This window comes from Mucilaginibacter sp. (assembly GCF_028288105.1).
Classification (GTDB): domain Bacteria; phylum Bacteroidota; class Bacteroidia; order Sphingobacteriales; family Sphingobacteriaceae; genus Mucilaginibacter.
This window is the reverse complement of sequence record NZ_JAQBOI010000262.1, coordinates 1-13,597: the sequence shown is the minus strand read 5'-3', so window position 1 is coordinate 13,597 and position 13,597 is coordinate 1. Positions and strand designations below refer to the sequence as shown.

15 protein-coding genes and 1 tRNA gene are annotated in these 13,597 nt (G+C 39.6%); 7 read left to right on the top strand and 9 right to left on the bottom strand.

Going from position 1 to position 13,597, the window contains the following annotated elements; genetic code table 11:
* The 5 genes from JWQ85_RS17820 to JWQ85_RS17800 all read right to left on the bottom strand — a co-directional run.
* Positions 1 to 344, bottom strand: a 344-nt coding sequence (locus tag JWQ85_RS17820) for a DinB family protein (protein WP_299470358.1), incomplete at its 3' end; no start/stop codon positions are given.
* A gap of 4 nt (positions 345 to 348) precedes the next feature.
* A complete protein-coding gene (locus JWQ85_RS17815; RefSeq protein ID WP_299470357.1) occupies positions 349 to 1,920 on the bottom strand; it encodes an ABC transporter permease/substrate-binding protein in 1,572 nt (523 codons plus the stop codon).
* Positions 1,913 to 2,878, bottom strand: a complete 966-nt coding sequence (locus tag JWQ85_RS17810; RefSeq protein WP_299470356.1) for an ABC transporter ATP-binding protein — start codon at positions 2,876 to 2,878, stop codon at positions 1,913 to 1,915. Before JWQ85_RS17810 ends, JWQ85_RS17815 begins: the two co-directional genes overlap by 8 nt.
* Positions 2,879 to 2,886: 8 nt before the next feature.
* Positions 2,887 to 4,275: a mercuric reductase gene (locus tag JWQ85_RS17805; RefSeq protein ID WP_299470355.1), complete on the bottom strand. Its 1,389-nt coding sequence runs from the start codon at positions 4,273 to 4,275 to the stop codon at positions 2,887 to 2,889.
* A 1-nt stretch (position 4,276) separates the two neighbouring features.
* Positions 4,277 to 4,558 (bottom strand): DUF427 domain-containing protein, encoded by a 282-nt coding sequence (locus JWQ85_RS17800; protein WP_299470354.1) that lies wholly within the window; start codon positions 4,556 to 4,558, stop codon positions 4,277 to 4,279.
* Between the two features lie 216 nt (positions 4,559 to 4,774).
* Between JWQ85_RS17800 and JWQ85_RS17795 the strand changes: the two genes are divergently transcribed.
* Positions 4,775 to 4,846 (top strand) — tRNA-Glu (locus JWQ85_RS17795).
* A 111-nt stretch (positions 4,847 to 4,957) separates the two neighbouring features.
* Here JWQ85_RS17795 and JWQ85_RS17790 read toward each other — a convergent pair.
* The 4 genes from JWQ85_RS17790 to JWQ85_RS17775 form a co-directional block, all read right to left on the bottom strand.
* A complete protein-coding gene (locus tag JWQ85_RS17790) occupies positions 4,958 to 5,251 on the bottom strand; it encodes a helix-turn-helix domain-containing protein (RefSeq protein ID WP_299470353.1) in 294 nt (97 codons plus the stop codon).
* A 102-nt stretch (positions 5,252 to 5,353) separates the two neighbouring features.
* Positions 5,354 to 6,316: a hypothetical protein gene (locus JWQ85_RS17785; protein WP_299470352.1), complete on the bottom strand. Its 963-nt coding sequence runs from the start codon at positions 6,314 to 6,316 to the stop codon at positions 5,354 to 5,356.
* Between the two features lie 59 nt (positions 6,317 to 6,375).
* Complete coding sequence (locus JWQ85_RS17780; protein WP_299470351.1) at positions 6,376 to 7,431, bottom strand: site-specific integrase; 1,056 nt, start codon at positions 7,429 to 7,431, stop codon at positions 6,376 to 6,378.
* Between the two features lie 703 nt (positions 7,432 to 8,134).
* Positions 8,135 to 9,766, bottom strand: a complete 1,632-nt coding sequence (locus tag JWQ85_RS17775; RefSeq protein ID WP_299470350.1) for a serine hydrolase — start codon at positions 9,764 to 9,766, stop codon at positions 8,135 to 8,137.
* 383 nt (positions 9,767 to 10,149) lie between these two features.
* Between JWQ85_RS17775 and JWQ85_RS17770 the strand changes: the two genes are divergently transcribed.
* From JWQ85_RS17770 to JWQ85_RS17745, 6 genes are all read left to right on the top strand, one after another.
* Positions 10,150 to 10,344, top strand: a complete 195-nt coding sequence (locus tag JWQ85_RS17770; protein ID WP_299470349.1) for a hypothetical protein — start codon at positions 10,150 to 10,152, stop codon at positions 10,342 to 10,344.
* A complete protein-coding gene (locus tag JWQ85_RS17765) occupies positions 10,334 to 10,648 on the top strand; it encodes a RagB/SusD family nutrient uptake outer membrane protein (protein WP_299470348.1) in 315 nt (104 codons plus the stop codon). Before JWQ85_RS17770 ends, JWQ85_RS17765 begins: the two co-directional genes overlap by 11 nt.
* 178 nt (positions 10,649 to 10,826) lie before the next feature.
* Entirely contained in the window at positions 10,827 to 11,588 is a 762-nt protein-coding gene (locus JWQ85_RS17760; protein WP_299470347.1) for an oxygenase MpaB family protein, read from the top strand.
* Between the two features lie 269 nt (positions 11,589 to 11,857).
* Entirely contained in the window at positions 11,858 to 12,277 is a 420-nt protein-coding gene (locus JWQ85_RS17755; RefSeq protein ID WP_299470346.1) for a nuclear transport factor 2 family protein, read from the top strand.
* A gap of 51 nt (positions 12,278 to 12,328) precedes the next feature.
* Complete coding sequence (locus tag JWQ85_RS17750) at positions 12,329 to 12,697, top strand: helix-turn-helix domain-containing protein (protein WP_299470345.1); 369 nt, start codon at positions 12,329 to 12,331, stop codon at positions 12,695 to 12,697.
* A 160-nt stretch (positions 12,698 to 12,857) separates the two neighbouring features.
* On the top strand, positions 12,858 to 13,597 hold a 740-nt coding region (locus tag JWQ85_RS17745; protein ID WP_299470344.1), incomplete at its 3' end, for an ATP-binding cassette domain-containing protein.

Here is a 13,597-nt window from a genome sequence, read left to right as displayed (position 1 = left end):
CAGGCAATAAAATTGTACATGGCATCATCTACATACTTGCGATAAAGTTTAATATCGATAACCGTAGGGCGACTTAAATTCCCCCTATCCGTACGGATAACGCGATTGCCCACGGTTTCGTAGTAGCTATTAAAAACATAATTGTAGTTAGGGTCAAATTCCTGGTACTCGGTGAAATAAGGCTTAAGAATAAAGGTTTCGAAGAACCATGTGGTGTGCCCAATATGCCACTTGGGTGGACTAACATCAACTACAGGTTGTACCACGTAATCCTCGGTTTGCAATGGTTCGCAAATAGCTTCGGTACGCTGGCGTACTTTCTTATAACAGTCGGCTAAATCAATCATATTACTTCTTTTCCAAAAACCCTTTCAGGTCCGAAATTGTTTTAATGTGCAGCTCATTTGCCTGCTTCTGGCGCATCATTAATGCATACGCATTATTAAACCCAATTGGTTTTAACCACTTTATTTGATAACGCTTTAAAAATTCTTTTTGTACATAATTGTAGGTGCTATCCTTACTTACCTGCAATGCTGTAACCGTTTTTGTGGGTGCCTGTAATATGGCCAGCAAGCCTGTTCCGGTATATTCCGGGTAAACATCTATCTGGTCGTTCGTCATGGCATCAAAAACTATTTTGGTGCCGCCAAGGCCGGTTTTTGTAGCCACATTATAATTAGTATACCCTTTTATCAGCATGGTGTACATGCTGACTAAAATGTACTGTTCGCCAAATATTTTTGAGCCTATACGCACCACACCTTCGTTACCGCCACGCTCCGGCTTAAAAAGCTTTTTAGCCACCAAAAAATCTTTAGCTACCCGCTCCGGCGTTTGGTGAAGGTAGTCGGTTTTGTAATTTAACTCGGTCATTACAGAATCATTTATCGTGCCCGATAAAAGGTTCAGCGTTTTTTCCAGCTCGGGAAACTTTCTCAAGGCATCTTCGCGCACAACAGGCGCTGCATAGTAGGGTGGAAAGATCTTTTTATCATCATCTAAAACTACCAGGTTGTATGCCTTTAACCGGCCATCGGTAGAGTAGCCGCTTATCACGTCCAGCTCCTTTTCCTGAGCTGCCTTGTACATTACGGCATCGCTGATAACTATGGTGTGGATCTTTAATCCGTATTTGCTAATCAAGCCCAGGTTGCCGTCCTGCCTGCCCATAAATTCGGGGGTAAAGCCGGCGGTTAATTTTCCGCCGTAGGCTGATGGGATAAAATATAGACCAGAGAGCAGGATCAAAAGTACAGGGGCTATTCTAACCGCTCCTTTTATCTTTTTAAAGTTAAGTTTTTGTACAAGTGATAGCAGGAAATCAAAGATAATGGCCAGCAATGCCGCGGGGATAGCCCCTGCCAATATCATATTGGTATTGTTAAGCGAGATGCCGCCGAAAATAAATTCGCCCAGGCCACCTGCCGCAATGTACGATGCGAGCGTAGCAACACCCACGTTAATAACCGTTGCTGTACGGATGCCGGCCAATATAACGGGCATAGCTAATGGCAGTTCTACTTTGAATAATACTTGCCATTTGTTCATACCCATGGCAATAGCGGCTTCTTTAACGGCTGCATCAACCCCGGTAATACCCGTGTAGGTATTGCGGATGATGGGTAGCAAAGCGTATAGTAAAAGCGCGACGATGGCGGGCTTTGCGCCAATGCCTAAAACAGGGATCATAAAACCCAATAAGGCAATGCTGGGGATAGTTTGCAAAATGCCTGCAATCCCCAAAACAAAACCCGAAAATTGTTTTTTGCGGGTGATGTATATACCCAGCGGCAAACCAATAAGCACGGCTATAAACAGCGATATAAATGTTAGCCCGATGTGCTGCAGCGTTTGCATACCCAGTTTATCGGCCTGTTGCTGCATAAATTCCCACAAAGTTTGCTGGTGCTCATTCATGCGGCTGCTGGTTTTTATATTGTGAAAACGCGGCCATTAACTGGTCAAACGTGGTAGATTTAACTTCCTTATTTTGTCGGTTAATAATATTGAGATTCTCTTTTGAGTAAAACTTAAAATTTTCCAAAGCTTCCCAAACATCCAATTGTGCAGATAGCAATGAGGTGTTTATCTTCTTTCCGCTATCGGGCAGGTGTTCCCAAATATCGATCAGCTTAATGGTTTTAAATTCCAACTGCAGGCGTTGTTCCTTCAGAAAACTGCTCACAAAGCTATTCACCGGATTAAACAGTAAATCGGCAGGCGAGCCTATCTGTACTATTTTGCCTTTATCCATTAAAGCGATACGATCGGCCAGTTCAAACGCTTCCTGCACATCGTGGGTAACCATAATAATGGTTTTGCGTTTCAGCTCATCCAGCGCCTTAAACTCACCATGTATTTTTGAACGGGTAACATTATCAAGCGCGCCAAAAGGTTCATCCATTAGCAGCACCGGTGGGTCGGCAACCAGGGCGCGTGCCAAGCCTATCCGTTGCTGTTGCCCGCCGCTTAGTTCGTTTGGATAAGCGGTTAAATGGTCTTTTGTTAAATGCAGCTTTTCCAGTAGCTCGTTGATGCGGTTTTGAGTTTTGGCCTTGTCCCATTTTAGCAGGTTTGGAACAATGGCAATATTTTCGGCAACGGTATAATGTGGGAAAAGACCATTGTTTTGCAACACGTAGCCAATACTACGGCGCAGTAGTTCGGGTGGCTGTTCAAGAATGTTTTCCCCGTTGATAGCTATTTTTCCGCTATCGGGTTCTATCAAACGGTTAAGCATTTTTAATGTGGTGGTTTTGCCGCAGCCGCTGGTACCCAACAGCACCATGTTTTCGCCCTCGTTCACCTCGAAGGAAATATCATTAACGGCCTTTGTTGTGCCAAAGGTTTTTACGAGATGCTCAACTTTTATCATAAAGGCAATTAATCCTCCAGGGTCATAAAAAGGTTATTGAGCGATTCGGAGTAGGTGGGGTGCGCAAACACACAGTAACGGATCCTATCGTAAGTAATACCGCCCTCCATTGCCATTTGCAGTACAGACATTATTTCGCCGCCTTCGGTGCCTACAACGGCAACACCTAATATTTTTTTGGTATCAGCATCAACCACAGCCTTCATCATGCCGCGGGTATCGCCGGTTTCTATAGCCCGGGCAACATGTGCCATAGGCAGTATGGCCACTTTGTAATTAAGGCCCTGCTTTTTTGCTTCGGTTTCAGAGATACCTACACGGCCCAACTCCGGGTCGGTGAACATGCAATAGGGTATAGGCCTGTCTGTAATGTTTAGATCTTGTTTTTCGATAAGATTGCGGTATACGATGGTGTAATCGTTGTAAGAAATATGTGTAAATGCCGGGCCGCCTCTTACATCGCCAAGGGCATAAATACCTTTTACATTGGTTTCCAGCTTGTCGTTTGTAATGATGTTGCCCCTTTCATCCGTTTTTACACCTGTTTTATCCAAGCCAAGTGTGGTAGTTTGCGGGGACCTGCCTATGGCGATGAGCACATGCGTGCATTTTATCTTTTGCTCTTCGCCATCTACCATCACAGTGGCAGTTATCTTGCCACCAGCTTTGTTTTTAAATTTAGTGGTTTTGGCGTTGGAATAAATTTTGATGTCTTCTTCTTCCAGGATATGAGTCATTTCTTTTGATATATCCTCATCTTCTTTTGATAGTATACGGCCCGACTTTTCCAGTATAGTAACCTTGCTGCCAAACCTGCGAAACATTTGCCCAAACTCCAGCCCGATGTAATTTCCGCCGATGATCAATAAGTGCCCCGGTACTTTCTCCAGATCCATGATGGTGGTTGAGGTTAAATAATCAATATCATCCAGGCCCTCAATATCATTAGGAATAATGGTTTTAGTACCCACATTGAGGAATATCCGGTCAGCTTTAAACTCTTTTGCTTTGCCTGCTTTGGGCTGTACCGAAATGGTTTTTTTATCGATAAAAGTGGCATCGCCAAAAAGCAGATCGAGGTTTTTGGTTCTCTCTACCGACGCTTGCCCGCCATTGCGCGATTTGAGAACTATATCGTCCTTATGTTTTTTAACCTGGCGCATATCTACCTTAAAGCCCTTTATGGTAACGCCCATATCGTTGCATTTACCGGCAAGGTATGCTACACGGGCACTGGCCACCATGGTTTTGGTAGGTGTGCAACCATCGTTTACACAGGTGCCACCAATAAAGCGTTTCTCTACAAGTAGGGTTTTTTTACCGGCTTCGGCCAATTTTTTAGCCAATGGGGTGCCTGCCTGACCCGATCCTATAACTATACAATCGTATTGCTTCATATTAGTTGATTATTTGAACCCCTTTCCAAAAGGCTACATAATTGGTAATGTGTGCCGCTGCTTCTTTAGGCTCGGAATAATACCATGCTGCATCCTGGTTTTGTTTTCCATCAACCTCAATGGTGTAGTATGAGGCTACACCTTTCCATGGGCAGGTGCTTTGAGTAGAACATTCTCTTAAAAATTCGGGCTTTACGCTATCCTTTGGGAAATAATGATTGTTTTCTACTACAATAGTGTCGTTGCTTTCGGCAATTACCTGATTGTTCCAAACTGCTTTCATAAGGTCAAGTGTTTATATAAAGGTAGCTTATAAGTATTGAAATTATAAATAGCCAAAGGTGTTTTTTGTTTGTTGTAAACAGCCGATTTTTAAGGGCAATGTCACGGAATAAATTTTTTCTGAAAATTTATTTTTAATTTATCGGGAAACGTATATCTTTGCAATCCCAAAATAAGGGGAACTAAATCTGAAATAACAGGTTTATCACCCTAAAATGGCCCGTTCGTCTAGGGGTTAGGACGTTAGATTTTCATTCTAGAAACAGGGGTTCGATTCCCCTACGGGCTACTTTAAATTAATCCTTAACACCTGTAACTTAAGAAGTTACAGGTGTTTTTATTTTAACGGGTAACAAATAAGAAGCTTTGGAAAAATGATACATGGTTTCCAGTAATTCCATTACGCTTGCCTCCTGTGGTTAGGGTTCAACACTACATAATTTGCAGCAGCAATATCAATCTCATCTGCTGTGCGCACTGGGTTACTTAAGAGCCACCTATTTATAGCAGCTTTTTCAAAAAAAAGCGTTTTACCATTAGGGCAGCTGAAGGGGATTTTGCGTGAGCTGGTTAATTTATATAAGCAGCTTTTACTTAAACCAGTGTACCGGCTCAATTCGGCCAGTGTGAGGACGGATTTTTGAGCACCATACAAGTCCTCTATCCTTTCTAATAATGTTTTAAATTCTGACATTTTGTTTTCAATTTATAGGCCGTCGACTGCCTGGTTCTTGTGGACCACGGGTTAAAATTGAAAAAACAAAATGCCTTATTAGAGGGGCATGTGTCGCAGCGACTAAGTGCGACTATTTTTTATAAAACGTTTGTAGACATCAATTAGCAGTCCTTCTATTTCTTCTGCGCCTTGATTGCTAGCGGAGTTAAGGTTTTTTTTATTTCGATCTAAATTTCTACGTACAAAGTTTTGGCCATTCTTGTTAAGAAAAACATCACATATAAGTTTTAATGGGCGATTAATTACATTAATACTTAGTTCTTTTGGACCTTCTCTTAGAGAGATAAGCTTTCCTTCGAAAAGGATTAATAGTAAAATGTCATTTTTTAACCACTGAATTTTTCTTAAAGGACGGTTTGAAGTAAAATATAGTGCGAAATCTCCAAGAGTTATAGGTTCAATATACCCCTGTATTAAAATATTGTAAATCATTTCAATGACGTCCTTATGATTTTCTTCGGCATATGCTAGCCTGATATATTCGGGTATGTAAGAATTGGGAATAGGGAGGTTTTCAGTAATAATTGATTTTGAATAAAGAGGATATCCTAAATAAAATTCTTCTTCAAGTGTAATGAAAGCCTCTATAAAATGAATTTTTACCGCTGTTAATATTTCTTGATCCGTTAAATTGTCATTTGCGGAGAACATATTTTCTAATAGTATGTAACTTTCATCAATATTATTTAAATAATAATTTAATGTTGATGAACACTCTTTTTGAATGAATGCATATTGACGCTCTAATATTACTTTGGTGAATTCAATTGCACCGATATGGTTACTTAGTAAGCAACTTTTTATCTCAGAGACGAATGCCCCACGCTCTTCAAAATCTACAATACTATCCATGATCGATATTAAAGGGCTTTCCCTAATATCTTCATGATACCATTCATATAGCAGGTCTTTTAATAAAAGCCCATTCTCTATATCATCATCAATTACAGCATAGTAAGTCTTTTGAAATAACGAAAATTGATTGTCAATTTGATTTAAAAAATCTAAATAAAGTAAGCTCATTAAATCCGGGAATAAATATATTGCTCACAATATTAAACGTTCTAAATCAAATTGAAAGATTAGAAAATTATTTCCGGCAGGTTATTAATAGCTTGTTCCTTTCTCGAGTCAGCTATATGGAGATACCTTTCGGTATATTTCATACTTGTATGGCCTAATAATCCAGAAGCCGTCTTTGCATCCGTGCCATAGAATAGCAAATTGGTGCCGAACGAGTGTCTGGCGCAATGCCATGTTATTTTCTTGGTAATCTTAGCATTACATACCCAGTTCCTTAAATGTTTTAAGCAAGCTGTATGGGAGGGAAGACTAAATACCAAATCTTTGTTGTTAGCCCTTGTTCCTAAAATTTTAATTGCAGTACTGTTGAGGTTAATTAACGCAGGTACATTTGTTTTTTGCTGTGTTATTTTCATCATGTCACCATGAATGCTTTGCCAAGCAAGCCTTGCAATATCACAAAAACGTAAACCTGTTATGCAGGAAAACAAAAAAGCTCTTTTTACTTCGGCGTTTGAACAATTGGTGCTTGCGAGGATTTGGATTTCCTCAGCAGTAAGAATGTCTTTTTTAATATTGTCATTTTTTTTGTTAACTATATATAAGGCGGGATTATCAATAAACACTTTTTCTTTATGGGCCTGACGAAGAACCTTTTTTAATTTGCTAAAGTAATTTGCTGGCGTTTCTCCCTTTAATTTACTTTCTAAAAATTCTTTAAATCTAATCAGTAAATCCTCCGTTATATCACCGGGCTTTAAATAGTCAACATTAACAAAGACTTTAAAGTAGTTGTAAGCACCCCAAACCAACCTAACATCTTTCTTGGTGTAATTTTTTGAAAAATTCTCGAAGTATAATAAAAAATTTACTTTTTGTTTATCCCGAGGTACATATCCGCTTCCGTGGCTGTTGATCTCTAATTCCCTTTTGGCTTTGATTGTTTCGGCCAGTTTCAGGTTATCTTTATTTGATTGTGTTTCTAAAGGAGTACGTGGCTTTTTAAGGATATAAATTTTAAGAAATTCATAACTCCTTGTTGAGTTTTCATAAATATCTAAATACAGGCTATATCTGTTACCCGATATGCTTCTTTTCCTAAGCTTTACACTCATTGCGATTTTTATTTAACGTGAAAGTAGTTAAAAAATCGAACGAGTAACAAATAAGTAACAAAAAATTACATTCCTTGTACCAACAAAGGAAACACAGATCGAACAAAAACTGTGTTTAAGATATATCTAAGCTCTTTTTTGTTTCCGATATTTGCCGATGTCTTCACGTTGTGTTCCCCTACGGGCTACTAAAGGAAACACCAGATAATGGTTGTTTCCTTTTTTTATGCCAATAAAAATCTGGGACCCAAACAGTTAAAGTTCGGTCAATTTTAGTTCGACATTTATTGGAAAAATCCTTAGACTATTGATTGAAGTGATTCTTTTTGAAAAGTAGATAGTACTGTGCTTTAAAAATTTTATTTATTAATTTCACCTTCAACAAATATGGAAAAGAAAAAGACACTCTCGTTTACTTTTAGTATTGTAGCAATCATTTTAGGTGTGACATTGTTTAAGCAATTCGATTTTGAAAATTTAAAATTTGAGAAAACAGGATTAGCAATTGTTTACATAATTGTGTTTGTATTCTCAATTTATGTTCTAATTAAGAACTTTAAAAATAAATAACGGCAACCAGCAACATTCCCTGAACTTTAGTTAACTCATGCGTACCCGTGGGCCATTGGCCATCACATTTGACAAGGCTAATCAAAGCATTTTCAGGCAATGCAAATCCATTTTTATCGCACTTAAAAATCCCTTAATCCCGGGTCTTTTTAAACAGCAGATGCTTTATTCGCCCTGAATTAACCTCAAACCCGGTAATCTGATTTTTATTATTTCTGAGGATCTTTAAATTAGACATCCACCAGAAGTCGTTGGTTAATTGATCGTCGCCATATAAATTTAGCGGGGAATCGTTGTATTTGCTATTGGTAAGCAGTAAACGATGATCTTTTAAAACGATCTGGTAGCTGCAATCCAGTTCGGGACAATAATAGTTACCCGTATAAGCAAGCAATTGTTTATCAGTTTGTTTTGCATCTGCGTTATATTTTACAAGCTGGCGATATCCGTCGGGCCAATATTCGTCAAGTATGGTTTCTTTCGGGCTTTTTACCTTGAAAACAAACCTCACATCCGGAAATTTTGGCATAACCAGGGTGTCTTTTGTCCCTCTTGCTAACTGGTTAATATGCCCATTCTGCTCCAAATAAAGTTTTTTATCTTTTAGTTGAAAGCCAAAGCGGATGCCATCATCTGCAATATAATTCCCAAGGAATTTTTTTATAGCCAAGGTATCGTTGAATATGTCAGGGGTGCTATCGGCAACAGCAGGTTTGAGTGTTTTTTTTGGCGGCGAAAGGCCCTTAATAAAAAGGTTGCTTATCTGTGCAGCCTTACCCCCGGGGTCTGCATCGCCTAGGTTACTGAAAACGATGAAACCCATCTTTTGGTCGGGGAAAACACTAACGCTGGTGCGGTAACCGGCATCACCACCATCATGCGAATATCTTTTGTGCCCTTTGTAATCATCAACAGAAATGCCTAAAGCATAATTTTGTTCTTTGCCGCTATTTAGTTTGCCTTTTTGTGTTAATTGTTCTATATCCCGCTGATCGCCCACTTTATGATTATAAAAATTCATCACCCATTTGCTCATATCATCCACATTGGTAAACAAGCTCGTAGCACCAGCAACGGAATAGCTGAGGGTGCTATTTTGAAAATGTGTATCATCCTTCCGGTCATAAGAGTAAGAGCGGTTTGGTACTATTTCGGTATAATCGTCATGAAAGTGTGTGTTTTTCATTTCCAACGGTTTAAAAATAACCGAGTCGGTAAATTTTCGCAGGCTTTTGCCGCTAACAGCGCGTACAATTTCGGCCAGCATAGTATACCCGCTGTTTGAATAACTCCATTCTTCGCCCGGGTTAAAATTAAGTGCGCGCTGTTTGCCTAATATTTTTATTATTTGATCCTGCGTGATCACGTCATGTAACCGGGTGCCGGCTATTGCAAGTAGTTGCCATTGGTCGCGGATGCCGCTGGTATGGTTTAAAAGATTTCTCACCGTGATCTTTACTTTCAGATCCGGAAACCAGGGAAGATATTTATGAATATCATCGTCAAGGTTTAGCTTTCCCTGCCTGGCCAGCAGCACAATTGAAAAAGCCGTAAACTGTTTGGATACCGAAGCCATGTGAAAAATTGTTTCGGGTGCAATTGGGATATTATATTCAAGATTAGCCATCCCATATCCCTTTGCAAAAATAAGCGAATCGTTCCTTACAACACCCAAAGCGTACCCCGGGCTGCCGTTATTATCCCACTTTTTAAATAAGGCATCGATTTTTTTTGTGAGGGAATCGGGTAAGCTTTGTGCAGACATTTGTGCTACTGCGCAAATTAATATTAAACAAGTAAAAAAATACTTTTTGGAAAGGCTCATAATATGGTTGGTTGCTAATTATAGGACGCAGCTAAGCCGCAATGTGTTGCAATATATTATCTCTTTTTATGGTGTACTATAGCGTGGTGAAATAGAATAGTTTGTTCCCGACTTGGCATACAGCATAGCGGCGAAAAAGTATCCTGCCATCTCAAAAATAAAAGCTTTTTAATATCAAAGGTATGATCTGTAATTTTTTTAAGACCAGCGGTAAATAAAATAGGTTATTTGCCTTACACCCATACAGTAAATGGCGTTGATCGTACTGATACTGTTAAGGGTAACAAAGGGCCCTATCCGCTGTTTATTCGCGATCAGGTGGGATGTTCCTGGATACCAAACCCGGTAAGAAGATCGCTGATAAGGAGTCGAACATGAACCATGCCGACCACAACTCGGGCGTATTTTTACTAAAATACCCAATATACCCTACACCCGACCCCAACCGCATTACGTCTGCATACGCGGAAGTGCGGTTATCAGAAATACTACACACTTGCCGAATGCTTGTATCGTAAAGGCGATAAATCCGTTGCAGCAGCGCTGCTAAACCAGGTAAGGCGGCGTAATTATCCAGACGGATCTCCAAGCTTGTATAAGTTGGACGGCAGCCAGCTGACCGATCAGGAAATGCTGGACGAGTGGGGTAGAGGATTCATAGGAGAGAACCGGAGACGAACCGACCTTATCCGTTGGGGCGTTTTTAATACCGGCACATGGTGGGATAAAAAACCGGATGGGGATATCCATACAGAGATTTTCCCCCTCGGCAGAGATATTCTTAATGTTAACCCGCAATTAAAGCAAAACCCGGGGTATTAAGTTTGGTTAAGTTGGTTTATGTTGCGACGTTCCTAATTGGGGGCGCCGCTTTTTTTATACCACACCATAATTAATAATAGCTTATTAATACATCCTACCAAATAAATAGGTTAAAATAGCCGTTGGTATTGTTGACGCCATTTGCAGTTTGGCTAACGGGAGAAATATTAAGAAGCATATGAAATATTTTGTTGACGAACATTCTATAGTGCGAAAGATTTGGGGCGAGGGTGATACCGTGCTTTTTATTTTTGCGGGAGCCGCTGCCGAATTCGCGCTTAATAAAGCAGTTGATTGGCTCTACTTTACAGGTAAATTGCCTGCAGATCCGCTGGACAGGCTATTTTCGACCGTGACTTATGCGCACAAGATCCTATTTTCTACTTATGATAATGCCAATGCTGCTATTGACCAGATAGCCGCTATTCACCAACAGGTAGAATCTTCACGTGGAAGCCAGATCCCCGATTGGGCCTACCGCGACGTATTATTTATGCTGATAGATTATTCCATCAGGTCTTACGAGTTGCTTAAACGAAAATTAACCACAGGGGAAAAAAGAGACGTTTATAATGTGTTTTACAAGGTTGGGATGCGCATGGGCCTTAAAGATTTGCCTATAGATTACGAAGCCTGGATAATTATGAGGGCAGGGCATCTGCAGCAAAACCTGGAATACGGAGATTTAACACGCGATCTTTTTAAACAATATCTTAAGCATTTGGGCTACCCGAGGTACTGGCTTATGAGAAAAGTACAGGCACTTGTTGTGCCGCCCATGGTAAAAGACCTGCTTCACCTCAAAAGTGCCGATAGTTTTCGGATGGTTCTATTCGCTTATAAACTATCAGGGGTCGTAAAATTAAACCATTTTTTTAGGGATGCCTTATTGCCGACCGCGTATAAAGCAAAAATACGGGCGCTGGATAAATTGGATTAAAAGCTATTTTACATTCAACTATGCTATATAAATTATAATTACGTGAAATCTCTTTTGGAAAAAAAGTCTAATTTCACAGTGTTAAACCCTATCATAATTAATTAAAACGCATGAAGTTTTAATCGCTCAGCAAATTGGCCTAAGCCACAACACCGATATTATAAACCTCATCCATCTATAGGGAAAAAATTGTTCCATTGGTAACAATTCTTCCGTTATTGTCAATGCCTTTCATTGTACCAATCTTTGTAAAATAAAAAGCAATAAAAATGGAAACAATAACCCAAAGCCAGGAAACTCAAAATATACTTAATGCATATTTTCAAAGTGTAGGTCAGAAAGATGCCGAAGGCATAGCTTCGTTCTTCTCTGAAAAAATTGATTGGTATATAGCGGAGTCGGATTTAATGCCCTGGACAGGGAGAAGATCCAGCCGTTCTGAAGTTGTAGATGGATTACGTTTACTATTTGATGCACACGTAGATGGAGAAGAGCAATTTGAATTAGATCATATCTTTATTGACAACAATCAGGCGGCAGTTTTTGGCATAGCCGGCAGGCAAGTTAAAGCAACGGGGAAATCATTTTCAACCAATTTTTGTATGCGCTTTACCATTGAGAACGGACTAATTAGTAAGTTTTTAATGCTGGAGGATACCAGGAAGATTGAAAAAGCATTTATTGCCTGAAAATCATGAGTATCTTTGGATAGGGTGTAACGATATATATATACGAACGCGATGTACGAAAAGAAAATTATTCCAAAATACGAGAGCGGTGTTGACTTTACCAAAGATGTTCTATATGGCAAGTGGAAGCCTTGCCTGATGTATTTACTGTATCAAGGATCGCGCCGCCCAAGTGAATTACAACGATTATTACCGGAAGCATCGCGCAGGATATTGAATATTCAGCTTAACGAGCTTGAAGAATACGGATTGGTATCGCGGGAGATCTTCCAGCAAATGCCTCCAAAGGTAGTTTACTCTATAACCGAATTGGGGAGGACCCTGTTACCCGTATTGAAAGCGATGGACGAATGGGGAGCAGCTTATAAGGCAACATTAGAGGAAATAAAATTTAATAACAGACAAAGTGTAGATGTCTGAAACAGATCTATTGTATTGCTTTTGCCTACAGCAAACTTTTTTCTTACTTTTGCTCAAATAACAACATAAGCACATATGTAATAATAATTTCTTTCAGAAAAATAAACGGAAACCTATACGGTAGGCTACTGTAATTATTCACTCTTTAAAGAAAGAAATTATGCTTATTCTACAAGGTGTTACTTACGTACACCCCAACAGAGATTTATTGTTTGCTGATATAAATCTCGTCATAAACAAACAAGATAAAATTGCATTAATAGGCAATAACGGGGCAGGGAAATCTACCCTTCTAAAAATATTATCCGGAAACTTACACCCTTCAATCGGACATGTAAAAGCTGGTTCGAAACCGTATTATGTACCGCAACTTTTTGGCCAGTTTAACGATTATAGTATTGCCAAGGCCTTGGGGGTTGAGGATAAGCTAAAAGCGTTTAACGAAATTCTTGATGGTAACGTGACCGACCAAAACATGACCTTGCTTGACGATGATTGGGCAATTGAAGAACGGTGCAAAGAAGCTTTCGCACATTGGAAGCTTGAGGAATTAGATCTGTCTCAAAAAATGGGAGCCCTTAGCGGCGGACAAAAAACAAAAGTTTTTTTGGCGGGGATCATTATTCACCGGCCGGATATAGTTTTATTGGATGAACCAAGCAATCATTTGGATATGCTCGGCAGAAACATCCTATATGATTATATAAAGTCCACTACCAATACTTTGGTGGTAGTAAGCCACGACAGAACTTTATTAAATCTACTTAATGCTATTTATGAACTCGGCCCAAAGGGTATAACCGTTTATGGCGGTAATTATGATTTCTACGCAGAACAGAAACTGATCGAGAGTAATGCTTTAGATCAGGATCTGAAGAGCAAAGAAAAAGCGCTTCGTAA

Excerpts from the sequence above, each read along its gene's own strand:
- JWQ85_RS17810 (WP_299470356.1), bottom strand. The coding sequence starts at position 2,878 with ATGATAAAAGTTGAGCATCTCGTAAAAACCTTTGGCACAACAAAGGCC.
- JWQ85_RS17815 (WP_299470357.1), bottom strand. The coding sequence starts at position 1,920 with ATGAATGAGCACCAGCAAACTTTGTGGGAATTTATGCAGCAACAGGCC.
- JWQ85_RS17800 (WP_299470354.1), bottom strand. The coding sequence starts at position 4,558 with ATGAAAGCAGTTTGGAACAATCAGGTAATTGCCGAAAGCAACGACACT.
- JWQ85_RS17805 (WP_299470355.1), bottom strand. The coding sequence starts at position 4,275 with ATGAAGCAATACGATTGTATAGTTATAGGATCGGGTCAGGCAGGCACC.
- JWQ85_RS17755 (WP_299470346.1), top strand. The coding sequence starts at position 11,858 with ATGGAAACAATAACCCAAAGCCAGGAAACTCAAAATATACTTAATGCA.
- JWQ85_RS17785 (WP_299470352.1), bottom strand. The coding sequence starts at position 6,316 with ATGAGCTTACTTTATTTAGATTTTTTAAATCAAATTGACAATCAATTT.
- JWQ85_RS17760 (WP_299470347.1), top strand. The coding sequence starts at position 10,827 with ATGAAATATTTTGTTGACGAACATTCTATAGTGCGAAAGATTTGGGGC.
- JWQ85_RS17750 (WP_299470345.1), top strand. The coding sequence starts at position 12,329 with ATGTACGAAAAGAAAATTATTCCAAAATACGAGAGCGGTGTTGACTTT.
- JWQ85_RS17775 (WP_299470350.1), bottom strand. The coding sequence starts at position 9,766 with ATGTCTGCACAAAGCTTACCCGATTCCCTCACAAAAAAAATCGATGCC.
- JWQ85_RS17790 (WP_299470353.1), bottom strand. The coding sequence starts at position 5,251 with ATGTCAGAATTTAAAACATTATTAGAAAGGATAGAGGACTTGTATGGT.
- JWQ85_RS17770 (WP_299470349.1), top strand. The coding sequence starts at position 10,150 with ATGTTCCTGGATACCAAACCCGGTAAGAAGATCGCTGATAAGGAGTCG.
- JWQ85_RS17780 (WP_299470351.1), bottom strand. The coding sequence starts at position 7,431 with ATGAGTGTAAAGCTTAGGAAAAGAAGCATATCGGGTAACAGATATAGC.